The following is a 22,350-nucleotide window of genomic DNA, read 5'->3' on the forward strand; positions in this document are numbered from 1 at the left end:
TCCTGCTGTTGCTCTCTAAGGTACGTCTATGATGGCAGTTTACCGGAGAAAGCTTAAGAACAGATGAATGAAACCTGAATATCAGCTTAAAACTGTTGCGCCTGGTGACTCCACTTTATCCCAGCACAACCTCCACCTGATGGACGCCGCCTTCCGGGAATACAGGCAGAATATTACCCTCCACCGGCCGTCCGTCCACGGTGACGCTGCTAACGCCGCAGGATACATGCTCCGGATTTTTGACGGCGATGACGTAGGTGCTTCCACGGAATTCACGGGTAATGGTGTAGCCGTCCCACTCCGCAGGGATGCAGGGGTCCACCTGCAAGCCGCCGAAGTCCGGCTTAATGCCGAGAATCGCTTGTGTAATGGCGATGTAGTTCCAGGCAGCGGTTCCGGTCAGCCAGGAGTTTTTGGCTTCGCCGTGGCGTACGGCGTCCTTGCCGGCAATCATTTGGGAGTAGACATACGGCTCCATCTTGTGGACTTCGCTGATCTCCTCCAGGTAAGCGGGGGCGATCTTCCGGTATATCTCGAAGGCTCTGTCTCCCCGGCCCAGCACGGTTTCAGCGATCATGATCCAAGGATTATTGTGGCAGAAAATCCCCGCATTTTCCTTGTAGCCCGGCGGATAGGAGGAGATTTCGCCCAGGTTGAGATAGTAGGTGGAGTAGGGCGGATTTTGCAGCACGATGCCGTACGGCGTTTCCAGACGCTCCTTCACGGACTCCAGTGCCTTCAGGGCAGAGCCGTCCTCCGCACCGATGCCGGCCATGACGCATATACCTTGGGGCTCGATAAAAATCTGGCCCTCGGCATTTTCCTTGCTTCCCACCTTATCGCCAAAATGATCGTAGGCCCGCAGGAACCAATCGCCGTCAAAGCCGTGGTCCATGGTGGTTTTGCGCATTTCCTCAATAGCGGCCTCAGCGGCTTCGGCTTCCCCGTCCAGCCCGCGCAGCCGGCATATAGCGGCGAAGTCCGGCCCGGTGAATACGAACAATCCTGCGATAAACACGGATTCAGCCACACGGCCGTCGATGTTGCCGGTGGTTTGGAAGGACTCGCCTGGCTCCTTGGAGAAGCAGTTCAGGTTCAGGCAGTCATTCCAGTCCGCTCGGCCGATCAGCGGCAGGCCATGAGGGCCCAAGTTGTGGATGACATGATAGAAGGAACGCTTCAGATGCTCGAACAGGGTTGCCGTATTGTCCGGGTTGCAATCGAAGGGAACCTGCTCATCCAGGATGCTGAAATCCCCCGTTTCCTTCACGTACGCCGCCGTGCCGACAATCAGCCACAGGGGATCATCGTTGAAGCCGCCGCCCACCTCGTTGTTGCCTTTTTTGGTCAGAGGCTGATATTGGTGGTAGGCGCTGCCGTCCTCGAACTGGGTGGAGGCAATGTCGATAATCCGCTCTCTGGCGCGTTCCGGAATCTGGTGCACGAAGCCCAGGAGATCCTGGTTGGAGTCCCGGAAGCCCATCCCCCGGCCGATGCCCGATTCGAAATAGGAGGCGGAGCGGGACATATTAAAGGTCACCATACATTGATACGGGTTCCAAATGTTGACCATCCGGGCCAGCTTGTCGTCGCTGGTGTCGAGGGCGTATTTGCCCAGGAGGCGGTCCCAATAAGCGGCCAGGTCGGCCAGGGCACGGTCTACGGCTCCGTCGCCGGGGAAACGGCTCATCATTTCATAGGCCCGGGATTTGTTGATGACACCCGGCTTTTCCCATTTCTCCTCCTCGGGATTCTCCACATACCCCAGCACAAACACCAGGGACTGCTCTTCTCCGGGAGCAAGGCTCAGCTTGAAGGAGTGGGAGCCTACCGGGCACCAGCCGCTGGCTACGGAATTGGAGGATTCTCCGGCCGCTACCACATCGGGACGATCAAAGCCGTTGTATGCGCCCAGGAAGGTATCCCGGTCGGTGTCGAAGCCGTCGAAGGGACGGTTCACCGAGAAAAAGGAGAAGTGATTGCGGCGTTCCCGGTATTCCGTCTTATGGTAGATGGCGTTATCCTCCACCTCCACCTCGCCGATGCTCAGGTTCCGCTGGAAGTTGGTCATATCGTCATAGGCGTTCCAGAGACAGAACTCAATGAAGGAGAAAAGAGTGACGGTTTTGGAGGTGTCGCCGGTATTCTTCACCTTGACCTGGTACACTTCTCCATTGAAGCCCAGGGGAATGAAGGCCAGCTGGCTGACGCGGATGCCGTTCCGTTCACCGGTGATGGAGGTATAGCCCAGACCATGGCGGCATTCATAAAAATCCAGTTCCCGTTTTACCGGCATCCAACCAGGCGTCCAGAAGTCGCCGTTATCATGCAGATAGAAGTACCGCCCGCCGTTGTCCAGGGGGACATTGTTGTAGCGGTAGCGGGTCAGCCTCCGTAAACGCGCGTCCCGGTAAAAGCAATAGCCGCCGGAGGTGTTAGAAATGAGGCCGAAAAAGCTCTCGTTGCCCAGGTAATTAATCCAGGGATAGGGGGTTTGAGGGGTTGTAATTACGTATTCTTTGCGCTGGTCGTCAAAATGGCCGAATTTCAAAGGGGTCGACTCCTTTCGGATAGGAAGATTTTATGATAAACGGGCGTTTTATGAACGCGCGTTTATTTTGGGGTATAGCTCCCGCTGCCAGGCCTGGGCGAAGCATTGGGCTAAGCGCAGGCAAGCACGGGAACTGTAATTCAGGCATGAAGCTGGCTGTGCCAGGCGAAGCATGAGTCAGGTTGTAAGAAAAATAACGGAAGCAAAATTCCGCTAATGGCGGATCCTCCAGCGTACGCGGCTAAATAGTGGAACGATTTTTCCGCTATCCTCCCGCGGGAGTGAAGAATATGGTTTCCTCAAATGAAATAGCGGAAAAAGGGTTCCGCTAACCCTAGGTTATTGCTGCTGGTACTGGCCATAGCGGAAATTGGCTTCCGCTATTGGTAGAACTTGGACACGTCTTCCACGCTCATCCCCACGGGATTACGACGGCGAGCGAACCTCCTCTACGTGGTCCTATCCTGCAAAAGTGCAGTTATTTTTGGGCTGTAGGGGTCATTGAGCGGCTTTACCTGCAAAAATGCAGTTATTTCCTGCCCATCCCCGACAAAAAGGCCGCCTTTTCAAAAATAAATGTATTTTTGCAGGATAAGTGGTGCTGGAGGGCCCTCCCCGCCTGGAATAACTGCACTTTTGCAGTTATTTCAGGAAAGTGGAGGCCGCATCGGCCTTAAACCGGCCTGCACCGACCTACACCAGCCCTGCACCGGCAGAGTCCACCTCTGCTGAAGGAGCTGAGCGCCGCTATAGCTTACTGAATTGCCATACTCTCGGCATTTTGTTAAATCGGGTTCAAACGCTCCATTTGTTCAGAGAACCGGGAGCTAAATAAGGTGTCAGCCCCGCTGCCCCGTCCGACACGACCGGATTACAGGACAAACCGGCGCAGTTGCCGCCGCGGCTTCACGGCCCGATGCTCCGGCAGGAGCCGCGCTGGATGAACTCCGCAGGGAAGCTCACGGTTTCGAAGCTGGAGCCGCTTTTTTTCTGCTGCATCCGGCTGATGGACTCCACGGCGGCCCGCGCCATCTCGTAGATGGGCAGCCGGACAGTGGTCAGACCCGGAGACAGCAGAGATGCGGACGGCACGTCATCATAACCTGCCAGCGAAATGTCTTCCGGCACCCGGATGCCGTGGCGGGTAAAGGCCTGCAGCGCCGAAATGGCCATATCATCATTGGCGCAGAACAGCGCCGTGGGCAGCTTGTCAGAGCGTGCCAGCCGCTCGGCCTCCGCATAGGCCTTTTCCTTCAGAAACTGGCCCTGCAGGATAAAGTCCTCCCGCATGGGCAACCCGTGGTGCTGAAGCGCCATTTCATATGCCTTGAAGCGCTCCCGGCCAGAATAGGTGTCCAGCCGCCCGGCCAGGATACCGATTTCCCTGTGGCCCAGGCCGATGAGATGCTCCATCACCGCCATGGTGCCTTCGTAATCCATGGAGTTCACTACGGCCAGTCTGTTTTTGTTCAGGCGGCTGCCGATGATCTCGGCAATATCGTAGTCGATGAGCACAATCGGCGCCTGAAGCTCCGCCAGCTCGCTGACCATCTGCGGATCCCGCCCGGAGCCGACAATCACCCCGCCGTCGATGCGCTTTTGCAGGAAAGCCTGCTTCACCCGGAGGAAGTCCTCCGGTGAATAAACCGTATGGATCAGCACATAGCTGCCCTTGGCATTGGCATGATCCGTCACCGCATCCACGAACCGGGCGAAATAGCTGTTGTCATAAATCCGGTTCACCTCGGGCCGTTCGGCGGTGCTTACCACAAACAGGCCGATGGTGTCCGTTCCTTTGCCTGCCAGAACACGGGCGGAGGTGTTGGGCTCGTAATGATGCTCCTCAATTACCTTCAGCACCCGCTGCCGGGTTTCCTCCGGCACGTTGGAATAATTGTTGATGACACGGGAGACGGTGCTTCTGGACACACCCGCCAGTCTGGCGATATCCTCACTGCGCATGTGCTGGAAAGCTCCTTTCGTGAACGCGCGTTTACAAGGATATTGTAACCGCTGCCGGTAGCGCTGGCAACATTTTTTTCAGACACGTGGTGAATCTGCCTGAGCCTCTTACTGCGGCCAGAGATTCTTCGCAAATCCCCGCAGCGGCATCCTGCCCGGCATAAAATTGCCATCTGGACGTTTTTGGGAAACCGTGGCATGATGATACCAGGAACGGCGGCCAAGCTTGGCAGACCGCTTGAGAACGCATACAATACCGCGGTGAGCTCTCAGGTTTCCCGATGTAGACATCCGAGCCGTCAAACCCATTGCCGTTTCCGTTCCCAACCGCCTGGATCTGTATCTGTGTCCAGAAACAACGCTCCGGCTCCATTCACCAAGGGAGGACCGTCCATGAAATGGTATCATTCCGTCAGGCTGAAAATTATTCTGGGCTTTGCCATTGTCATCGTGCCCATTGTGGTGTTCCTGTTCTACAATAACATGTACTCGATCCGGATCGTGCGGGAGCAGATTTCCAGCAACTATGACAATTTGCTTCAACAATATGTCCAAAGCACGGACCAGATGCTGAATGAAACCAGCCTTTTTTTGTACCGGTTTGTTAATGATCCGGACTTCACCACCCTCTATGCCTTCGGGACCTCCTCTAATGAATATTACCTGACCAAAATCCGCATCATGAGCAAGCTCACCTCGGGCATCGGCTATTTCAACGTTACCAGCTCCATCTTTATTTATTCGCCGGTATATAAGGATCTGCTTCTGGCCAGCTCCGATGACCATAACCGCCAGACCCGCAATATTACACTGATGGCCGATGCCCTGGCGCAAAATGGCGACGGCAGATGGCAGCTGGTGCAAACCCCCGACGGTTATGCCATGGTGATCATTGCATCCATTTCCTCCGAGCTCATCGCCGGGGTTCTGGTGCATCCGGACAAGCTGATTGCCCCTCTGCGCAACTGGAATCTGGGTCCGGGAGGAGAGGTTGCCGCTATGGACAATAGCCACACCCTTCTGTCCAATACCCGGATCAGCGCCGATATCTGGGGCCGTTATGCAGAGAAAAACCCCACCCAGAAGGGAAACTATCTCCTGATCGACGATGAACGCCTCAGCGAAAAGATGTTATTGGTGAAGGCGGATTCCCTGGCTACCGGCCTCCGGCTTATGCTGGCGATACCCGAGACTACGATTCTCAGAGGACTGCCCTTTTTCCAAAAAGCGATCTATGTGACACCCTTCGGTGTGCTCATCGTGCTGTTCATCTACTTCCTGATCCTTCAACGCATCCTGGTGGGACCCTTCTCCGCATTGGTCAAGGGGATGCGTCGCATCGGCCAGGGCAAGCTGGATACCCGGCTGCCCACCGCCCGCAAGGGGGAGTTCGCGTACGTGATGGCTGTTTTCAACGATATGGCAGACCAGATCCGCTCCCTCAAGATCAATGTCTACGAGGAAAAGCTGCGGGTGCAGCAGGCGGAATACAAGCATTTGCAGGTGCAGATCAACCCGCATTTTTATATGAACAGCCTGAACATCGTGTATAACCTGGCGGTGCTGAAGGACTACCAGACTCTGAAGAAGCTGGCTCTCCATCTGGCGGACTACTTCCGCTTCACCGTCCACAGCAACCGGCCCCATATCACCTTGGACGAGGAGCTCCAGCATGTGGCCAACTATATGGAGATTCAGCGGCTCCGTTACCCGGATAATCTGGTCTTTGACATCAGCGTCAGCGATGAGCTGAAGGCAGCGGCTATCCCTCCATTAACCATCCAGCCCTTCGCCGAAAATGCGGTGATCCACGGCTTCAAAAACCGGAATCAGCCGTTTCACTTATACATCCAAGCCCAAATTACCGGGCAAGGTCAGGAACGGGAGGCCCGCATCTCCATCCGGGATACGGGTGTGGGATTCTCCGCAGAGTGGCTGGATGAATTCGCCGGAGCCGATTGGCGGATTATTCAGGATGAGCATGTGGGGATATGGAATGTGATCCGGCGGCTTTCCATTTTTACAGATGACCAGGCAAAAGTGGTGCTGCAGAATGCAGAGGGCGGCGGCGCCGAGGTGCTGATTATACTGCCCTTGGAGTCCAGACTGGAAAAAGGCGGGGAAGACCATGTACAACGTTCTACTGGTGGATGATGAGAAATATGCAGTCAAAGGGCTGGCGGCGGGAATGGATTGGGAGGCGCTGGGGATATCGGTGGTCCTGGAGGCGTATGATGTGGGCCAGGCCAAGGAGCTGCTGTCCGAGCGGGAGGCGGATATCGTCATTCTGGATATCGAAATGCCGGGCCAGTCCGGTCTGGACCTGGCAGAGTGGCTCCGGGAGCAGCATCCCCATGCGGAGGTGATTTTTCTTACCGGCCATGCCAACTTCAATTACGCCCAAAAGGCGCTGTCCATGGGGGCCTTCCGCTATCTCTTGAAGCCGGTGGACCATGACAGGCTGTCGGAGATTATCCTGCAGCTGCTGGACAAGATCCGCTCCGAACGGGAGCTTCAGGACTACCAGAGTGTTTACCGGAAGTATTACAGCCTCTGGGAGAGCCAAAAGCCGCTTCTGGTGGAGCGCTTCTGGCAGGAGGTGATTCAAGGGCGCACGGCCTTCCTGAGCGGGAAGCTGGATGCCGCCCTCCGCCAGTATGACATCCCTCTCGGCTCGGAGGACCGGCTGTTCCCGGTGCTGATCAGCATTGAGCAGTGGCAGCAGGATTTCGGCGCGCGGGATGAGGAAATTATGGAATACGCCATCCGTAAGGCTGCCGAGGAGCTGGTGCTGGACGGAAGCCCCGGCATTGTCGTGGGGGAGCGGAACGGCAGCGGGCTGATTTTGTTTTACCGGGCTGATGCAGGGGATGCGGCGGTGGATAACGGGGTGCCCCTTGCGGAGAAATGCGGGGCCTTCATTCAATCCTGCAATGAATATTTTCATTGCCGGCTGTCCTGCTATATCGGCGGCGAGGTAGGCATAACCGGTCTGGAGGAGGCCTACCAGCGCCTTCTGGAGGCGGAACGGGCCAATGTCACCCGGACCAATAGTGTGATTCTTCCCAGCACGGAGAGCAAACCTGCAACCCGTCCCGCTCCGCCGCCGCCTCTGGCCGAGTGGGGGCTGCTGCTGGACAATGGGCGCCGAGGGGAGCTGACGGAGCAGCTGAACCGTTATTTCAGCCGTTTGGAGCGGGAGGAGCTATCCGTTGAAACGCTGCAGGCCGTTTATTTCGGGCTTGCCCACCTGTGTCTGGATTCCGCGGTAAAAAAAGGGGTTTCCCTGAGCGAGGCGCTGGATAGCCGGGAGGAGACCATGACCCTGTCGCCTGTGAAGTCCCTGGCAGCCCTGCGGCAATGGTGCGCCCGCCTCCTGGAGCAATATTGGACCGGAACGGCCGTTCACGGAGAGCCCCAGCAGCAATCCTCCATCATCGCCAAAATCAAGGAATACGCCCAGCAGCATCCCCAGGAGGAGCTGGGGAGGGAGCAGCTGGCATCATATGTATTTTTGAATCCGGCTTATCTGTCCCGGCTGTTCCGCAAGGAAACCGGCCAGTCCCTGACGGAATATGTGCTGGAGGTGAAGATCGGATATGCCCGCCGCCTGCTGGAAGAATCCAACCTTAAGGTAGGGGCGGTAGCCGAGGCTATCGGGTACACCCATTTCTCTTATTTTGCCAAGCTGTTCAAAAAAATGACCGGCATGTCCCCCCACGAATACCGCAAAAAGCACCGCCGTTTGCCGTAAGGAGCTGCGAGGAAATTAGCGGTACTTGAGCGTTTGCGAAAGCAAACGCCACTTCGTAAGCATAAGCTTATTTCGTCGCAGTCTCTAAGGCCTGCGCCGCTTCCGCTCCTGAACAGGAGGGAGGCGGTTTTTTGTTGTGTCCAGCCGCAGGTTGGTGGTCCGAGAAAACGAGGGAAGAGCGGGCAATGGGATAGAGGAATAGAGGAGCAAGAACCGAGTAAAACGGGAAGAGGAGCAGGGGGGTGAGGAGAATTGGAGGGTGGTGTTCCTGACAAAAATCTTCCCCAACGAGGGGATTGGGGCGGGAATTGTCGGAATGTGTCATGTTGATACTGGGAACTTTTCCATTTCGTTCCACGAAGTCACAATAGTGATGCTTAGGTGCTGCCAGTATATAGTTTGCGATTCGGAAGAGCCATACAATAAAGCTACAAACCAAAGCATCCCCCAAACGTGACAAAACGCTTCGAAGCAAAATTCCGGGTATCTTTGGAGGCACCGAATGAAGATGCGGCAGTTGTGCATTTTCGCATAAAAAACAAATAGAGACAAGGAGTGGTTCCCCATGGCCATGGAGCTCAAGACACCCGCAGGTGTCACCCCGGCTCCCGTATCCCAAACGGCGAAACGGAGAACCCTGCACATTCTGAAGAAATACAAGATCTTCTACTTCATGATGCTGCCGGGAATCCTGATCCTGCTGTTCAACAATTATCTGCCCATGATTGGTGTACTGATTGCCTTCAAGAACATCAATTACACAGATGGTTACATCCATAGCCCCTGGAGCGGCTTCAACAACTTCAAGTTTCTGTTTGATACCAACGTAGCCTGGGAGCTGATCCGCAACACGCTTTTGTACAATACCGTGTTCATTCTGATGAACCTGGTGATGGGCGTGGGGTTGGCCATCTTGTTCTCGGAAATGCGCAATAAACGGGCGGCCAAGCTTCACCAAAGCGCCATGTTTCTCCCGTACCTGCTCTCTTGGGTCGTCATTGGTTATCTGGTGTTTGCCTTCCTGGGTATGGAGCACGGGCTGCTCAACACCTGGCTGTTCCCCAAGCTGGGCTGGAATCCGGTGGAGTGGTATACGGATAAGTCCTACTGGCCTATAATCCTGCCTATTGTCAATACCTGGCGCAATGTCGGTTACTTCGCTGTTATATATCTGGCTTCCATGCTGGGCATCGATCCTGAATATTATGAAGCGGCCGTTATTGACGGTGCTACCAAACGCCATCAAATCCAGATGATTACGATCCCTCTGGTGCGTCCCGTCATTATCATCATGACCATGCTCCAGATCGGCCGGATCTTCTATGCAGACTTCGGTTTGTTCTTCCAGGTGACCCAGAATGCCGGCGCGTTGTACCCGGTAACACAGGTTATCGATACGTATGTGTATCAGACCTTCATGGTAATGGGCGATATCGGGATGTCCTCGGCGGCAGGTTTGTTCCAGGCAGTGATCGGGTTCGTGCTGGTACTGCTCACAAACCTCATTATCCGCAGAATCAGCAAGGAAGACGCCTTATTTTAAACCAACCTCTAGGAGTGGATGCACATGGATGCGCAGGCTGCAACGTCTGTCAATAATCCAAGGGCGCAAAAAGCGCCCAACTATACAACCGGCCCCTTGGCCATTTCCAAAGGCTCCAATATTGCCATCAATATTTTCTTCTGGATATATTCGGTTTTATGCTTGCTGCCGCTTGTGTTGATCATCATGATTTCCTTCACCGATGAAAAAACCGTACTTACCAACGGGTACAGCTTTTTCCCGGAAAAATTCAGCTTGGCGGCATACCAATTCCTGCTTGAGGATTGGGCACAGATTACCAAATCCTTCGGTGTCTCCATGTTCGTGACGATTGTGGGAACGGCTATCAGCTTGCTCATAATGGCGCTTTATGCATATCCCATCTCGCGAAAGGATTTTCCGCACCGGAATATATTCAGCTTCTTCATCTTTTTTACGATGCTGTTCAACGGCGGCCTGGTGCCCTGGTATCTGGTCTATACCCAGGTAGCCGACATGAAGAATACGCTTGCCAGTCTGATTCTGCCCCTATTGGTACAAGGCTTCTTCGTTCTGATGATGCGGACCTTCTTCAGCACCACCATTCCCATGGAGCTGCTGGAGGCGGCCACTATTGACGGAGCCAGTGAAAGCAGGGTTTTTGCCCAGATTGTGCTGCCCTTGTCCTTGCCGGTGCTGGCTACAGTGGCTCTGTTTCAGACCGTTAACTACTGGAATGACTGGTTCCTGAGTCTGGTGTTCATTTCCGGAGAAGGCGGCAAAGGAATGGTCAGCCTGCAATTCCTGATGTACCGGACTATGCTGGATATCCAGTTCCTGTCCTCTAATACAACGGCGGCGCAGGGGTTAAGTCAAAGCGGCGGTCTGGTCAATGTCCCGACAGAGACTGTCCGGATGGCCATGGCAGTAGTAGGTATTGGTCCTATCGTCATCGCATATCCATTCTTCCAGCGGTATTTTATCCAGGGTTTGACCATTGGAGCCGTGAAGGGATAACGTCCACCAAACCATGCCGGAGTATCCGTAACAGAACCTTGGTTTCCAATTACGGCTGCTCCGGTAAAATCAACATTTTTGCAAATTGGCAGTAGCTATATCCGGAAAATCCGGTTAGCATATAGTTGGACATATAAGGGAGGATAAGAAAAAAATGGCCAAATGGAAAAAAGCAGGATTGGCAGTGATGGCAGCAGCAACACTAGCGATGACGGCAGGCCTGGCCGGCTGCGGCAGTGATTCGGAATCTGGTGCAAGCGCTTCCCCAACCGATGCAGCAAAAGCTTCACCTGCAGCAAGTGTAGCTGCAACCGCTACGGCGGCGGCAGACCCGGCAAGCTCCCTGAAACCTGCCAAGCTGAGACTGGTGTACCCCGGTTCCCCTCAAAAGGACCAGGCCGCAGTAACGGAGGAAATCAACAAGTATCTTCAGAAGAAGCTGAATACGACCCTTACAATTGAGTCCTTCCAGTGGGGGCAATGGGATAACAAGGTCAACCTGATGGTGGCCTCCCGTGAAGCAGTGGACATTATGTTTACCGCCCAATGGTCCCAATATGCCGTGAATGCAGGCAAAGGCGCCTTCCTGGCCCTCAATGACGATTCCGGCAAATACGGCAACCTGCTGAAAAAACAAGGCCCGGACATTCTCAAGTCTTTTGAAGAGAAAATTCTGAAGGGCTCCCAAATTGACGGCAAGAACTACGGTGTACCTGCATTGAAGGAAATGGCTTCCCAAGGCGGCATTGTATACCGCTCGGATATCGCCAAGGAGCTGGGACTGGAAGAAAAAATCCAGGCTGTGAAAAACATCAGCGACCTGATTCCGATTCTGGAAACCGTCAAGGCCAAAAAACCCGACTTCACCCCCTTGTTCCTGCGTGACGGCGAAAACTTCAACGCCCACTATTTCGCCAACTATGACTATTTGGGAGACGGCAACATTGAAGGCGTTATCTTCAAGGACGGAGAGGAAACCAAGGTCTTGAACCGCCTGGAGCAGGATCGCTACAAGAGCACTCTGAAGATTACCCGGGAGATGTTCACCAAGGATCTGATCAATAAGGATGCCTCCACCACTCAATTGTCCACCAATGATGCCATGAAATCCGGCAAGGTATTTATGATCGTATGTCCGCTGAAGCCCGGCAAGGATACAGAAATCGCCTCCACGGTTGGTCTGGTGGGCAACCTGAAGCAGCTGGCCTTGAACACCAAAACCACTGCAACCAGTGAAACCGCTGGCTCCATGCTGGCCGTCAGCAGCACCTCCTCCGATCCGGAGCGGGCCATGATGGTAATTAACCTGCTGTATTCCGACAAATATCTGAACAACCTGCTTAACTTCGGTATTGAAGGCACCCACTATAAGAAAACCGGCGATAACACAGTTGAGCCCTCCGACAAAACCGGCGATTACAGCCCCGGCGCCGCATGGATGTTCGGCAGCCAATTCCTGAACTACATCTGGAAGGGTGAACCCGCCGACAAGTGGGATCAATTCAAGAAGTTCAACGAAGGCTCCCATTATTCCAAGGGCTTGGGCTTTACCTTCGATGTAAATGAAGCCATTAAGAACAAGGTAGCTGCTTCCATCACCATCCGCAAGCAATATGACCCGGCGCTGGATACCGGCTCTGTAGATCCTGAGAAGGTTCTGCCCGAGTACACTGCCAAGATGAAATCCTCCGCGGTAGATGAAATTATCGCCGAGAAGCAAAAGCAGTTCGACGCATACCTCGCCAAAAATAAGTAAGCTTACGGCGGCCCCGGTTCAGGGGCCGTTTTTTTGCGTTCAGGGGGATGCAGGCCTGCAGGGGGGCAGGATGAACTTGGCCCGGCGGTATGCTATCATGGCTCTATAGGAAAATTTATGGAAGAGCGGGAGTGGATGTTGTGCCAAAGCCGGGAGTGTCAGCGATTCGCCGTTACTGGATATGGTTTGCCGTGTATGCGGCCGCCATGGGAGTGTATCTGTACCTGACCCGGGGCAATGGTGTGTCCGAAGCATACAGGGGGACGGCTGCGGATCCGGCAACCTTTATGAGCGGCGAGCAGCTCCGTGTCAGCGAATTTTACCCGGCTTGGCGGAATTGGCTGTTCTTTTTGCTTACACCCTTGGAATGGGGGCTGTATGTGCTTATTCTTTATTCCGGCTGGGGCAAACGGTTGTACAGCAGGCTGGAGGAGCGCCGCTGGCCTTCGTTTCCCGCGTTTATGGTGTATGCGCTGATGGTGCAGGCGGTTGTTTTCGTCGGCTGTCTGCCGCTGCGGTTTATCGGCTACCGGATGTCGCGCTTCTATGGAATATCCACCCAGGGGCTGGTTGGCTGGCTCCGGGACAAGCTGGTGGAGTTTTCGGTTGGCGCTATTCCCCTGGCACTGGGGCTGGCCTTGGCCCTTTGGATGATCCGGCGGGGAGGGCGGTGGTGGCTGAAGCTGTGGCTGATTTCCATTCCGTTCATACTCTTCATGATGGTTGTGCAGCCGGTGTTTATTGATCCTCTGTATAATCAATATAGCCGTCTGTCCGACCCGGTGCTGGAGGCACATATTCTCAGTATGGCCGATGAGGCGGGCATACCGGCGGATCGGGTTTATGAAGCCAATATGTCCGTCAAAACCAACGCCTACAACGCCTACGTCAACGGCATTGGACCTACCCTGCGGATTGTGGTCTGGGATACGCTGTACCGGCTGGATGAAAATGAAATTCTGCCCATTGTGGCCCATGAAATCGGGCATTATGTGCTGCATCATCTGGAGTGGAGCACCCTTGGACTGATCGGCTCAGCCCTGGTGATGCTGTATCTGGGTCAAGGGCTGTACCGTTATGCGTACCGCCGCTGGGGGGAAGCCTGGGGGCTCCGCAGCCTGGGGGATCCTGCTGCCGCTGCGGCGTTATTGCTGCTGTTGTCAGTGCTGGGCTTCGCCTCTCTGCCCTTCTCCAATGCGGTATCCCGGCAGGCGGAGCGGGCGGCGGATGCTTATGCGCTCACCCTGGCACACACCCCCGACGGGGTGGTGAGCATGAATCAGAAGCTGGCTGCAACCACCTTCGACGATGTGCATTCGCCTTTATTGGTGCGCCTGTTCCGGGACACCCATCCTTCCGCAATGGAGAGAATTCATGATGCCGACCAATTTTCCCGCAGCTTCGGAAAATAATGGAATATACCTGTGCGCGCTGGCCGGCATTGGCACCGCTCCCGGCTTTATGGGGGAGTTTCACCAGGAGCTGGCGGGACGGATTGCTGCTGCAACGGGTCTCCCGGTGGAGGGCGGATTGCTGTACCCGTACGGGGAGTGGAGCCGTTCCGTCCGCAGGCAGATCTGGGAGGTGTGGCGGGATATCCGCCTGCCCGCCGGGGCATGGGAGGGCTCCCTCGGTGTGGCGGCCGTCCGCCGGGAGCTTGAGCCTGCGGCCCGGGGCAGCGGGCCGGTGGTGCTGGTGGGGCATAGCGGCGGAGGCACCGCCGCTGTGCATGCCGCCGCCATGCTGCGTGCGGCGGCGCCGGAGCGGCCCGTAGCCGTCGTCCAGATCGGCTCGCCGCGCAGCCCTGTGCCTCCCGGGCTGCGGGAGGCGACGGTCTATTGCTTTGCCTGCGGCCCCGGCGGTCGGGGCCGGGACCCGGTGTGCCGCCTGGGCAGCTGGCGGGCGGCACGGGGTAGGGGCGGCCGGCTGGGCCTTGGCCGCCTGTTGTTGCCGGGGCAGCTGGTTGCGCTGCCCATCGCCGGCCGGCACCCGGATTACTTCCGGGGCCATCTGCGCACTGCCGGAGGCGAGTCCAACCTGGAGCTGGTGTTGGACACGGTGGAGAGCCATATCCGCGGACTGTGGCCGCAGCTGTTTGGGGCAGAGGCGGGAGGGAGCGACGAACAACATGGGAGCGATGCGCAGACTTAAGGCCAACGGGCCATTGGAGCCAAAGTAGCCAAAGTAACCAAAGTAACCAAAGTAACCAAAGTGGCCAAAGTAGCCAAAGTAACCAAAGTGGCCAATGTGGCCAAAGTAACCAAAGTAGCCAATGTAATCGGAGCCAATGTGGCCAAAGTAACCATCGTAGCTGAAATTTCATATATATTTGGTGGCACGACCCGCTAAATGGGGCATTGTACTCGAAATTTCATATCTAATCAGTGCACCATGAGCCAATGTGAGGTTTTATACTCGAAAAATCATACTTAACCACCTAAATAGGGCGCTGAGTGCAAATTATACTCGAAATTTCAGCCTCAGCAGCAGAGGTGGCGCCCAGGGGAAGGGGCGAGGTTAAGGAACCAGGATGATCGTTAGGGTGGAGTGATGGCCAAGAGTCCGAGTAACACCCGTGGTCCGGCCGACACTCGAGTGAACAGAATAACGCCTGTGGTCAGTCCGATGGTCGTGTGAGCGGTGTGATGGCCCCCCACAACCCCCACACCTATTGACTGGCCCTGCCTAACATGGTAGAATAAATTCCAATTTAACCGAACGGAATAATGTGAATGTTGACCGGACCACCGGAAACACAGCTGGCCTTCACAAGGCATTTTGCTGTGTTTTTTGCATTTCCGGATTCCCCAGGGAAAGGAAACGGTGTTAGCCATGAGCGGAAAACGCCCGCTGGATTCCTCCGCCAGAGCGGTGGAGATAATTATGGCTGTTCTCGGCCTGGCTGCCGGCATCTGGCTTGTGCTGCATTGACTCGCAGGACTCCCCACGCTGTTGGAGCGAAGAACTCCCCCGCCCTGCACGGAGCGAAGGACTCCCTTCGCTGCACTAACCGCCCGACTCCCGGGTGGCTGCAGGTCAGGTTTCCCCTTCCACAAAAATTTGGGTGTCACGATGGCCAAGCCGAAGCTCATACACTTGAAGAGAAGCCTCTTACAAGGAGTGAGCAAAAATGGCAGCATGCGGCGCATGGAAATACAGAAATGTGACCCCGTCGGTGTATCAGTCGTTGCAAAACCTGGGCAGACAGTACGGCGCTGCAATACCAGGCACCCCATCCGGGCGATTTTCGCTGAAGGTGGGGGGAATCCAGGTCGGATTTTCGTATTCCTGGGATGTGCGGTCCGGAACCCTGGTACTTGTATGCGAATCCAAGCCGGTTTTGGTCAGCTGTTCTCTCATCAAAAATGCAGCAGATAAAATCATGTCGGACAGCGGTGCCAGGCCTTATTAACAAAGGAACGGGAAAACCAATCGTCTCATTCAGCCCCGATTGAAGCCGCCGGAACGGCTAGGCACTCCGGCGGTTTTCCCAGGTAGGGGGAGAACCGGATCGGCGTCCAACCACCAGCACCCGCAAAAAAACAGCTCCTCCCCGGACGGGGGAAGGAGCTGTTAATGTTAGGCTGATCTTAGGCTGGCAGGTTTGGTTGGCAAACCCTACAAGCCGGAAGCCGCCTCCGGCTCATCCGCCCAGTAGCCGCCCATGGCTTGCAGGAAGGGTTTGCCGGGCAGGTAGTGGTTGGCCTGGATGGTGCGGACGGTGCCGGTTTTGGCCCGCATCACCACGGATTCCGTCTCCGCCCGGTAGCCGGGCAGGAAGCGAACTCCCTTCAGGAATTCACCCGGCGTGATGCCGGTGGCGGCAAACAGCACATCGCCCTTGCCCACCAGATCGTCCATGGTGAGAATCTTGCGGGGATCGGCGATGCCCATGGACCGGCAGCGGTCGAACTCTCCTTCGTCCGCCGGCATCAGCCGGCCCTGGAAATCGCCCTCCAGGCACTTCAGCGCCGCTGCGGCAATAACACCCTCCGGCGCACCACCGGACCCTACATACATATCGATCCCTGATTCGGCAAATGCAGGGGCCATAGCTCCCGCCACATCTCCGCCGGGCAGCAGCTTCACACGCACGCCCATGGCCCGGAGAATTGCGATCTTATCGGCATGGCGCTCCCGCTCCAGAATGGATACGGTCAAATCCGAAACGGCTCTGCGCAGAATCCGCGCCGCCTTCTGAATGGTCACGTCCAGGGGATCCGCCAGGGAAACCTTGCCCTTCAGCTCAGGCCCTACAGCCAGCTTCTCCATATACATATCCGGGGCATGGAGGAAATTTCCCTTGGGGGCTACGGCCATGACCGCCAAAGCGCCGGGCAGGCCCTTGGCGGCCAGATCCGTTCCTTCCAGCGGGTCTACCGCCACATCCACCTCGGGACCTTGGCGGTTCCCGACTTTTTCACCGATAAACAGCATGGGGGCCTCATCCATCTCGCCTTCGCCGATGACGACGGTGCCCTGGATGGAGACGGAATTGAACATGGAACGCATGGCGGCTGTAGCCGCTCCGTCCGCTTCGGTTTTGGAGCCGCGCCCCATCCACTTGGAGGAGGCCAAAGCCGCCAGCTCCGTTACCCGTACCATTTCCAATGCCAATTCTCTCTCCATATCCAATCCGCTCCTTTTTCTCTGAATAAGAGTGTGTCTAATTGTCTTGATTTCCGATGTTTAGAACGTCTTATATTTTAATTATGACATACTATATATCAACATTTCAAGCGATATTGAAACCTATTTTTAATTATGGTATCAATTAGATATAACAATGGAACCTGGCGAGAGGTGAGTGACCTATCGAACTGACATCCCGGCAAAAGGAAATTTTGGCGCTGGTGCGCAAATCCGCTCCTGTCACCGGCGAGCAGATTGCCGAACAATTGGGCTTAAGCCGCCCCACGATCCGCTCGGATTTGGCGGTGCTGATTATGCTGGGGCTTCTGGATGCCAAGCCCAAGGTGGGGTATTTTCCCGGCGCGGCGGCACAGCCCCAGGGCGAGGTGCGGAGAATGCTCCTGGACCTGAAGGTTAAGGATATCCAATCCCGCCCCGTCAACATCAGGGAGGCTTCCACCGTGCAGGATGCGGTAGTGGCCATGTTTTTGGAGAATACCGGAAGCATCTTCGTCACCGACGAGCAGAATTGGCTGCAGGGGATTGTGTCCCGTAAGGATCTCCTGAAGGTGATATTGGGCAATCCGGGCAGCGCGGCGATGCCGGTGAGTCTGGTGATGACCCGCAAGGCCAATCTGGTTACCGTTGGGCCGGAGGAGCCGGCGCTGGATGCGGCCCGCATGATGATCCGCCATGAGGTGGAGAGCTTGCCGGTGGTGGTGGCCGTGCCGGACAAGAGCGAAATTGAAGTAATCGGCAGAGTGAGCAATTCCACCATGACCCGGATTCTGGTGGATTGGGCGGAACGGATCGGAAGGGGAGAGTAAGGTGAGAGAGAAGCAGCAGTGGATTTATATATGCTCGGATGCCGTAGGCGAAACGGCGGAGGCGGTAGCCAAGGCAACCTTGCGGCAATTTCAGGGGGGAGAAGCGAGGATCAAACGCTTCGGCCAGATCCGTCATGAGGATGAAATTCGCAGGATGATGGAGGAAGCGGCCGCAGTGGGCGGCTTTGTGGGGTATACGCTGGTCCAGCCGGAGCTGCGGGAAATGATTAAAGCGGAATCTATCCGGCTGGAGGTCAGGATTGTGGATATCCTCGGCCCGATGATGCAGGCCTACGCAGATACGTTCAACGATTCCCCCCAGTGGAAGCCGGGGCTTCTGCATGAGCTGGATGATGATTATTTCCGCAGAGTGGACGCTATGGAATTTGCGGTGAAATATGACGACGGCAAGGATGCCGCAGGCCTCCTGCTGGCGGATGTGGTGCTGGTGGGGGTATCCCGCACCTCCAAAACCCCGCTGTGCATTTTCCTGGCCCACAAGGGGATCAAGGCCGCCAACCTGCCGGTGATTCCCGAGGTAAAACCTCCTTCCGAGCTGTTCCGGACCGATCCCTCCCGGATCTTCGGTTTGACCATGAAGCCCGAGCATATGCAGCATATCCGTGAGGAGCGGCTGAAGGCCGTAGGCCTCCCGGGCGGATCGCGGTATGCTTCGCCGGAGCGGGTGCAGGAGGAGCTGCGCCACGCGGATGAGCTGATGAAAGCTCTGGGCTGCCGCATCATCGACGTGACTAACCGGGCCATTGAGGAAACCGCCGGCCTGATTATGGAAGCTGCCCGGAGGGCTACATGAAAGCCATCATCGTGGACGACGAGCAGCCGTCCCTGGATCTGCTTAGGCTGCTCCTGGAGCGGGATGGCAGAATCCGTCTGAGCGGCGCGTACAGGAAGCCGTCCGAAGCTCTGGCTGCACTGGAGGAGGCAGGGCCGGATGTGGCTTTCCTGGATGTGGACATGCCGCAGATGAACGGGCTGGAGCTGGCCAGGCGGATTCATGAGCGTCAGGAAGCGGTGGAAATTGTATTCGTTACCGCCTATGCCCAATACGCTATTGAGGCATTCCGGCGCAATGCCCTGGATTACCTGCTGAAGCCTCTGACCCCGGAGGCCGTCTCCGAAACGGTCAGCCGCCTCTACAAAAGACGCCAGCCGCAGGCCCCGCTGCCGGAGTCTGCCCGCCAGGGAGAGATGAAGGCCGTTCTGTTCGGCGGCTTCGACCTGTTGGATGCCGCAGGCCAGCCTGTAAAATGGCGGACTCTGAAAACCAAGGAAATCATGGCTTATTTTCTGGCGAAGGAAGGCCAGCCTGTATCCAAGTGGGAGCTGATGGCCGATTTATGGCCCGAGCTGAATGAGGAGCAGAGCCGCACTTATCTCCATACCACTCTTTATAATCTGAAAAAAGCTCTGAAGGAAGCCGGCAGCAGCAGCCAGATCCATTATGTGTCCGGGCAGTACCACGCCAGCTTCGGGGATATTGCCAGCCCGCTACGGGTATTCCGGGATTTTGAACGGAGCCGCCCGCCGCTTGCGGAAGAGGCTCTGGGGCAATACCAAGCCCTTACCACTCTATATCAGGGGGAGCTGTTCGCCCGGCTGGATTATCCCTGGAGCGGTCCCATCCGGGAAATGTGCTTTGGCCTGTTCAGGCAGTCCTGTATCCGCCTGAGCCGTTATTATTTGGACAAGGGGGAGCCGGAGGCCGCGGCGAAAGCCGCAAGCCAGCTTTTGGCCCAATCCGAAATCGATGAAGAAGCCCATGAGATGATGCTGGAGGTCCACTTTTGCAAAAAAGACAGAATGGCCTTGAAGCACCAGTATGAGCTGCTCAAAAAGGTTTTGCTATCGGAGCTGGGGCTGCCTCCGAAGCCGGCGGTAGAACGGCTGTATGCCGGGATGATGGAGCAGATCGGCTCGGATGCCTAAGGAAAAACGTCAAAAAAGCCGGATTGCTCCGGCTTTTTTCTATGCATAGCGGATCAGGAGGCGGATTCTACGCTTGCGCCTGCTGAGGGGGAAGCAGATGCGGCAGGAGCTTTGATTTTGCCCTTAGCCGGGTGGTCCGTTCCCTTGCGGTCGATGAAGGTTTTCAGCTCATCGGTCAGGCTGTCCTTGATTTTGGCGATCATGTCGTCAGAGGTGATCCCCTTGCTTTCAGCAATCTCCGCCAGGGATTTGCCCTCCTGCAGAAGGGTGCTCAGTTCATCCTCGGTGATGCCCAGAATAGCGGCCAGATCCACATTGCTGGCAAAGCCGCCCCGTAAGCCATGCTCCCCTCTGATGCCTTTTCCGATCTTCTGGCCGTTGGAATCGGTGCCGGCGGCATCCTTTTGCTTCGGGCCGGTGCGTTCAATCTGTTTCTTCAAATGGTCAGACAGGCTGGTTGTGAGCTTGTCCGCCTGCTCCTGGGTCAGCTTGCCCGCTGTGACCGCCTCGCCGATGGCTGCGGTTTGGGCAGACACCAGCTTCGCCAGATAGTCCTCCTCGGTCAGTCCGGCGGCCGCTGCGATTTGTGCCCAGGTCAGGCCCTGCTCCAACTGGGCGGAAACAGCGGATTCCTCCACATTGAGAAGGGTCGCGGTTTGCTTCAGCAGATCGGTTTTGCCGAAGCCCGCCAGACCGCTGCCGCGTTTGCCGAAATCGCCGCCGCGGAAGCCGGCTTCCCCATGTCCGCCGGGACGGTTCTCACGGGTGGTATCGGTAATGGAGGGGGAGGTGTCGCCGGAGGCTGCGGCAAAAACCTGATTATGTACCAGACCTGCCCCGCCTACGAGAACGGCTGCTGCCAATACACCGGAGATGATGGTTTTGTTTGCGGATTTTTTCATAACGGAATCATCCTTCCCTAATGAGGTTTATCTTGCTCCTCCAGCATAAAACCCCAACCTTAAACCCGTCTGAGCGCCTGCTTAATGTTCTCTTAAAATCCTGGCTCCCCGCAGGATACCCCCTGAAAACTAAAGGAGGTTTCGAACAGGATGGCATGGTTAGAGGTCTCTAATAGGATAGCACGGTTAGAGGTCTCGAATAGGATAGCACGATTAGTGTCTTGAATGAGAAGGCGCGGTTAGAGGTCTCGAACAGGGGGGAGTCTCAAAAAATCAGGGGAGCTGCGGCTGTGTTAGCGTTTTGCTGCCCGGCGCCCATACTGTCTCCCTTTTTAACGGACTGCAGATCCGTTATTGCGCTGGAAAACGCCTTTTTTTCACCGAACCGGACACAGGGGGCGCTATTTGTGTAAAACCAAGGGGATTTCATGCCGTGGGGGTCAAATAAGGGATCGTCTGTCCGCGCAAAAATGAAAAGTAGCCCAAATGAGGAAAATAACGGCCGTACGGTCCGCGAGTTCAACCCGTCATCGTAGAACGGCAAATTTTGATGGGGACAGCGGTGTGTTGGCAGGTTGGAAGACTTAGCAGCCTGCTCCAACTGCGCAAAAAAACCGGCCCCGCTTTTGCGGGGCCGGTCTGAATGCTGCCTCGGCAGCCTGTAAGCTCAATGAAACGCGGGGATTAGCGTGCTTGCCAGCCGCCGTCCACGTTCAGGATATGGCCATGCAGGTAGTCGGAAGCGGAGGAAGCCAGGAATACGGCAGGGCCGCCCAGGTCTTCCGGTTGGCCCCAACGGCCGGCCGGGATACGTGCAGTGATGGTATCGGTGCGCTCGGCATCCTGACGGATCGGAGCAGTGTTGCGGGTTTCGAAGTATCCGGGAGCGATGGCGTTAACATTAACGCCCTTGGAAGCCCACTCGTTAGCAAACGCCTTGGTCAAACCGGCAACGCCATGCTTGGAGGCTGCGTAGCCAGGAACCAGGATACCGCCCTCGTAGGACAACATGGAAGCAACGCTGATGATTTTGCCGGATCCGCGTTCGATCATGTGACGGCCTACCAGTTGGGTCAGGAAGAACACAGTGTTCAGGTTCAGGTTGATAACATCATGCCAGTCCTTGGCAGAGTGCTCGGCGATAGGAGCGCGGCGGATAATACCCGCGTTGTTAACCAGAATGTCGATGTGTCCGAAAGCAGCGACCGCCTTCTCAACAACACCCGGAAGCTCTTCTTCCTTGCTCAGGTCAGCGGTGATAACGTGGCAGCGGCGGCCGATTTTATTGCACTCGTTCAATACAGTGTCATCGTTATCGGTATAGGTAACCAATACCAAATCTGCTCCTGCGTTGGCAAGGGCCAAGGACATGCCGGCTCCGAGACCTACTGTACCGCCTGTGACTAATGCTACTTTTCCTGTGAGATCAAACGCGCTCATTAAGACATCTCCTTTAAATTGGATAGGGATTGTGTAAAAT

General features: G+C 55.9%; 16 protein-coding genes. 11 read left to right on the forward strand and 5 right to left on the reverse strand.

What is annotated here, in order from left to right; translation table 11 throughout:
• Positions 1-115: 115 nt before the first annotated feature.
• Entirely contained in the window at positions 116-2,551 is a 2,436-nt protein-coding gene (locus ACI1P1_RS14995) for a glycoside hydrolase family 94 protein (protein WP_416217218.1), read from the reverse strand.
• A 906-nt stretch (positions 2,552-3,457) separates the two neighbouring features.
• Entirely contained in the window at positions 3,458-4,513 is a 1,056-nt protein-coding gene (locus tag ACI1P1_RS15000) for a LacI family DNA-binding transcriptional regulator (RefSeq protein WP_416217219.1), read from the reverse strand.
• A 393-nt stretch (positions 4,514-4,906) separates the two neighbouring features.
• On the opposite strand from ACI1P1_RS15000, the gene ACI1P1_RS15005 reads away from it, so the two are divergent.
• From ACI1P1_RS15005 to ACI1P1_RS15040, 8 genes are all read left to right on the forward strand, one after another.
• Positions 4,907-6,667: a sensor histidine kinase gene (locus tag ACI1P1_RS15005; RefSeq protein ID WP_416217220.1), complete on the forward strand. Its 1,761-nt coding sequence runs from the start codon at positions 4,907-4,909 to the stop codon at positions 6,665-6,667.
• Positions 6,642-8,267 carry a response regulator transcription factor gene (locus ACI1P1_RS15010; protein ID WP_416217221.1) on the forward strand — a complete coding sequence of 542 codons (1,626 nt, stop codon included), beginning with the start codon at positions 6,642-6,644 and terminating at the stop codon, positions 8,265-8,267. Before ACI1P1_RS15005 ends, ACI1P1_RS15010 begins: the two co-directional genes overlap by 26 nt.
• Before the next feature lie 565 nt (positions 8,268-8,832).
• Positions 8,833-9,810 carry an ABC transporter permease gene (locus ACI1P1_RS15015; protein WP_416217222.1) on the forward strand — a complete coding sequence of 326 codons (978 nt, stop codon included), beginning with the start codon at positions 8,833-8,835 and terminating at the stop codon, positions 9,808-9,810.
• 24 nt (positions 9,811-9,834) lie between these two features.
• Positions 9,835-10,806 carry a carbohydrate ABC transporter permease gene (locus tag ACI1P1_RS15020; RefSeq protein WP_416217223.1) on the forward strand — a complete coding sequence of 324 codons (972 nt, stop codon included), beginning with the start codon at positions 9,835-9,837 and terminating at the stop codon, positions 10,804-10,806.
• 154 nt (positions 10,807-10,960) lie between these two features.
• Positions 10,961-12,562 carry an ABC transporter substrate-binding protein gene (locus tag ACI1P1_RS15025; protein WP_416217224.1) on the forward strand — a complete coding sequence of 534 codons (1,602 nt, stop codon included), beginning with the start codon at positions 10,961-10,963 and terminating at the stop codon, positions 12,560-12,562.
• 140 nt (positions 12,563-12,702) lie between these two features.
• Positions 12,703-13,974 (forward strand): M48 family metalloprotease, encoded by a 1,272-nt coding sequence (locus ACI1P1_RS15030; RefSeq protein ID WP_416217225.1) that lies wholly within the window; start codon positions 12,703-12,705, stop codon positions 13,972-13,974.
• Positions 13,937-14,713, forward strand: coding sequence for a hypothetical protein (locus tag ACI1P1_RS15035; RefSeq protein ID WP_416217226.1), 777 nt, complete (start codon positions 13,937-13,939; stop codon positions 14,711-14,713). Before ACI1P1_RS15030 ends, ACI1P1_RS15035 begins: the two co-directional genes overlap by 38 nt.
• Before the next feature lie 979 nt (positions 14,714-15,692).
• Positions 15,693-15,974 carry a hypothetical protein gene (locus ACI1P1_RS15040; protein WP_416217227.1) on the forward strand — a complete coding sequence of 94 codons (282 nt, stop codon included), beginning with the start codon at positions 15,693-15,695 and terminating at the stop codon, positions 15,972-15,974.
• 206 nt (positions 15,975-16,180) lie between these two features.
• On the opposite strand, the gene glpX is transcribed toward ACI1P1_RS15040, so the two are convergent.
• Positions 16,181-17,191 carry a class II fructose-bisphosphatase gene (gene glpX, locus ACI1P1_RS15045; protein ID WP_416217228.1) on the reverse strand — a complete coding sequence of 337 codons (1,011 nt, stop codon included), beginning with the start codon at positions 17,189-17,191 and terminating at the stop codon, positions 16,181-16,183.
• 191 nt (positions 17,192-17,382) lie between these two features.
• Between glpX and ACI1P1_RS15050 the strand changes: the two genes are divergently transcribed.
• From ACI1P1_RS15050 to ACI1P1_RS15060, 3 genes are read left to right on the forward strand one after another with little or no spacing between them, the layout of a single operon-like run.
• Positions 17,383-18,021 (forward strand): helix-turn-helix transcriptional regulator, encoded by a 639-nt coding sequence (locus ACI1P1_RS15050; protein ID WP_416217388.1) that lies wholly within the window; start codon positions 17,383-17,385, stop codon positions 18,019-18,021.
• Position 18,022: 1 nt separating this feature from the next.
• The gene (locus tag ACI1P1_RS15055; RefSeq protein ID WP_416217229.1) at positions 18,023-18,835 is read left to right on the forward strand and encodes a pyruvate, water dikinase regulatory protein; all 813 of its coding nucleotides are present in this window, start codon (positions 18,023-18,025) and stop codon (positions 18,833-18,835) included.
• On the forward strand, positions 18,832-19,968 hold the full coding sequence (locus ACI1P1_RS15060; RefSeq protein WP_416217230.1) for a response regulator: 1,137 nt from the start codon (positions 18,832-18,834) through the stop codon (positions 19,966-19,968). Before ACI1P1_RS15055 ends, ACI1P1_RS15060 begins: the two co-directional genes overlap by 4 nt.
• Positions 19,969-20,021: 53 nt before the next feature.
• Here the strand turns inward: ACI1P1_RS15060 and ACI1P1_RS15065 are convergent, their stop codons facing one another.
• Together ACI1P1_RS15065 and kduD are read right to left on the reverse strand one after the other, a co-directional pair.
• Entirely contained in the window at positions 20,022-20,870 is an 849-nt protein-coding gene (locus tag ACI1P1_RS15065; RefSeq protein WP_416217231.1) for a hypothetical protein, read from the reverse strand.
• A 684-nt stretch (positions 20,871-21,554) separates the two neighbouring features.
• Positions 21,555-22,310 (reverse strand): 2-dehydro-3-deoxy-D-gluconate 5-dehydrogenase KduD, encoded by a 756-nt coding sequence (gene kduD, locus ACI1P1_RS15070; RefSeq protein WP_416217232.1) that lies wholly within the window; start codon positions 22,308-22,310, stop codon positions 21,555-21,557.
• Between the last annotated feature and the right edge of the window lie 40 nt (positions 22,311-22,350).

This window comes from Paenibacillus mesotrionivorans, from assembly GCF_046098205.1.
Lineage (GTDB): Bacteria > Bacillota > Bacilli > Paenibacillales > NBRC-103111 > Paenibacillus_AR > Paenibacillus_AR mesotrionivorans.

Bases quoted from the DNA above. Each gene is read 5' to 3' on its own strand.
- ACI1P1_RS15020 (WP_416217223.1), top strand. From the start codon at position 9,835: ATGGATGCGCAGGCTGCAACGTCTGTCAATAATCCAAGGGCGCAAAAA.
- ACI1P1_RS15000 (WP_416217219.1), bottom strand. From the start codon at position 4,513: ATGCGCAGTGAGGATATCGCCAGACTGGCGGGTGTGTCCAGAAGCACC.
- ACI1P1_RS15010 (WP_416217221.1), top strand. From the start codon at position 6,642: ATGTACAACGTTCTACTGGTGGATGATGAGAAATATGCAGTCAAAGGG.
- ACI1P1_RS15065 (WP_416217231.1), bottom strand. From the start codon at position 20,870: ATGAAAAAATCCGCAAACAAAACCATCATCTCCGGTGTATTGGCAGCA.
- ACI1P1_RS15035 (WP_416217226.1), top strand. From the start codon at position 13,937: ATGATGCCGACCAATTTTCCCGCAGCTTCGGAAAATAATGGAATATAC.
- glpX (WP_416217228.1), bottom strand. From the start codon at position 17,191: ATGGAGAGAGAATTGGCATTGGAAATGGTACGGGTAACGGAGCTGGCG.
- ACI1P1_RS15040 (WP_416217227.1), top strand. From the start codon at position 15,693: ATGGCAGCATGCGGCGCATGGAAATACAGAAATGTGACCCCGTCGGTG.
- ACI1P1_RS15005 (WP_416217220.1), top strand. From the start codon at position 4,907: ATGAAATGGTATCATTCCGTCAGGCTGAAAATTATTCTGGGCTTTGCC.
- ACI1P1_RS15060 (WP_416217230.1), top strand. From the start codon at position 18,832: ATGAAAGCCATCATCGTGGACGACGAGCAGCCGTCCCTGGATCTGCTT.
- ACI1P1_RS15015 (WP_416217222.1), top strand. From the start codon at position 8,833: ATGGCCATGGAGCTCAAGACACCCGCAGGTGTCACCCCGGCTCCCGTA.
- ACI1P1_RS15025 (WP_416217224.1), top strand. From the start codon at position 10,961: ATGGCCAAATGGAAAAAAGCAGGATTGGCAGTGATGGCAGCAGCAACA.
- kduD (WP_416217232.1), bottom strand. From the start codon at position 22,310: ATGAGCGCGTTTGATCTCACAGGAAAAGTAGCATTAGTCACAGGCGGT.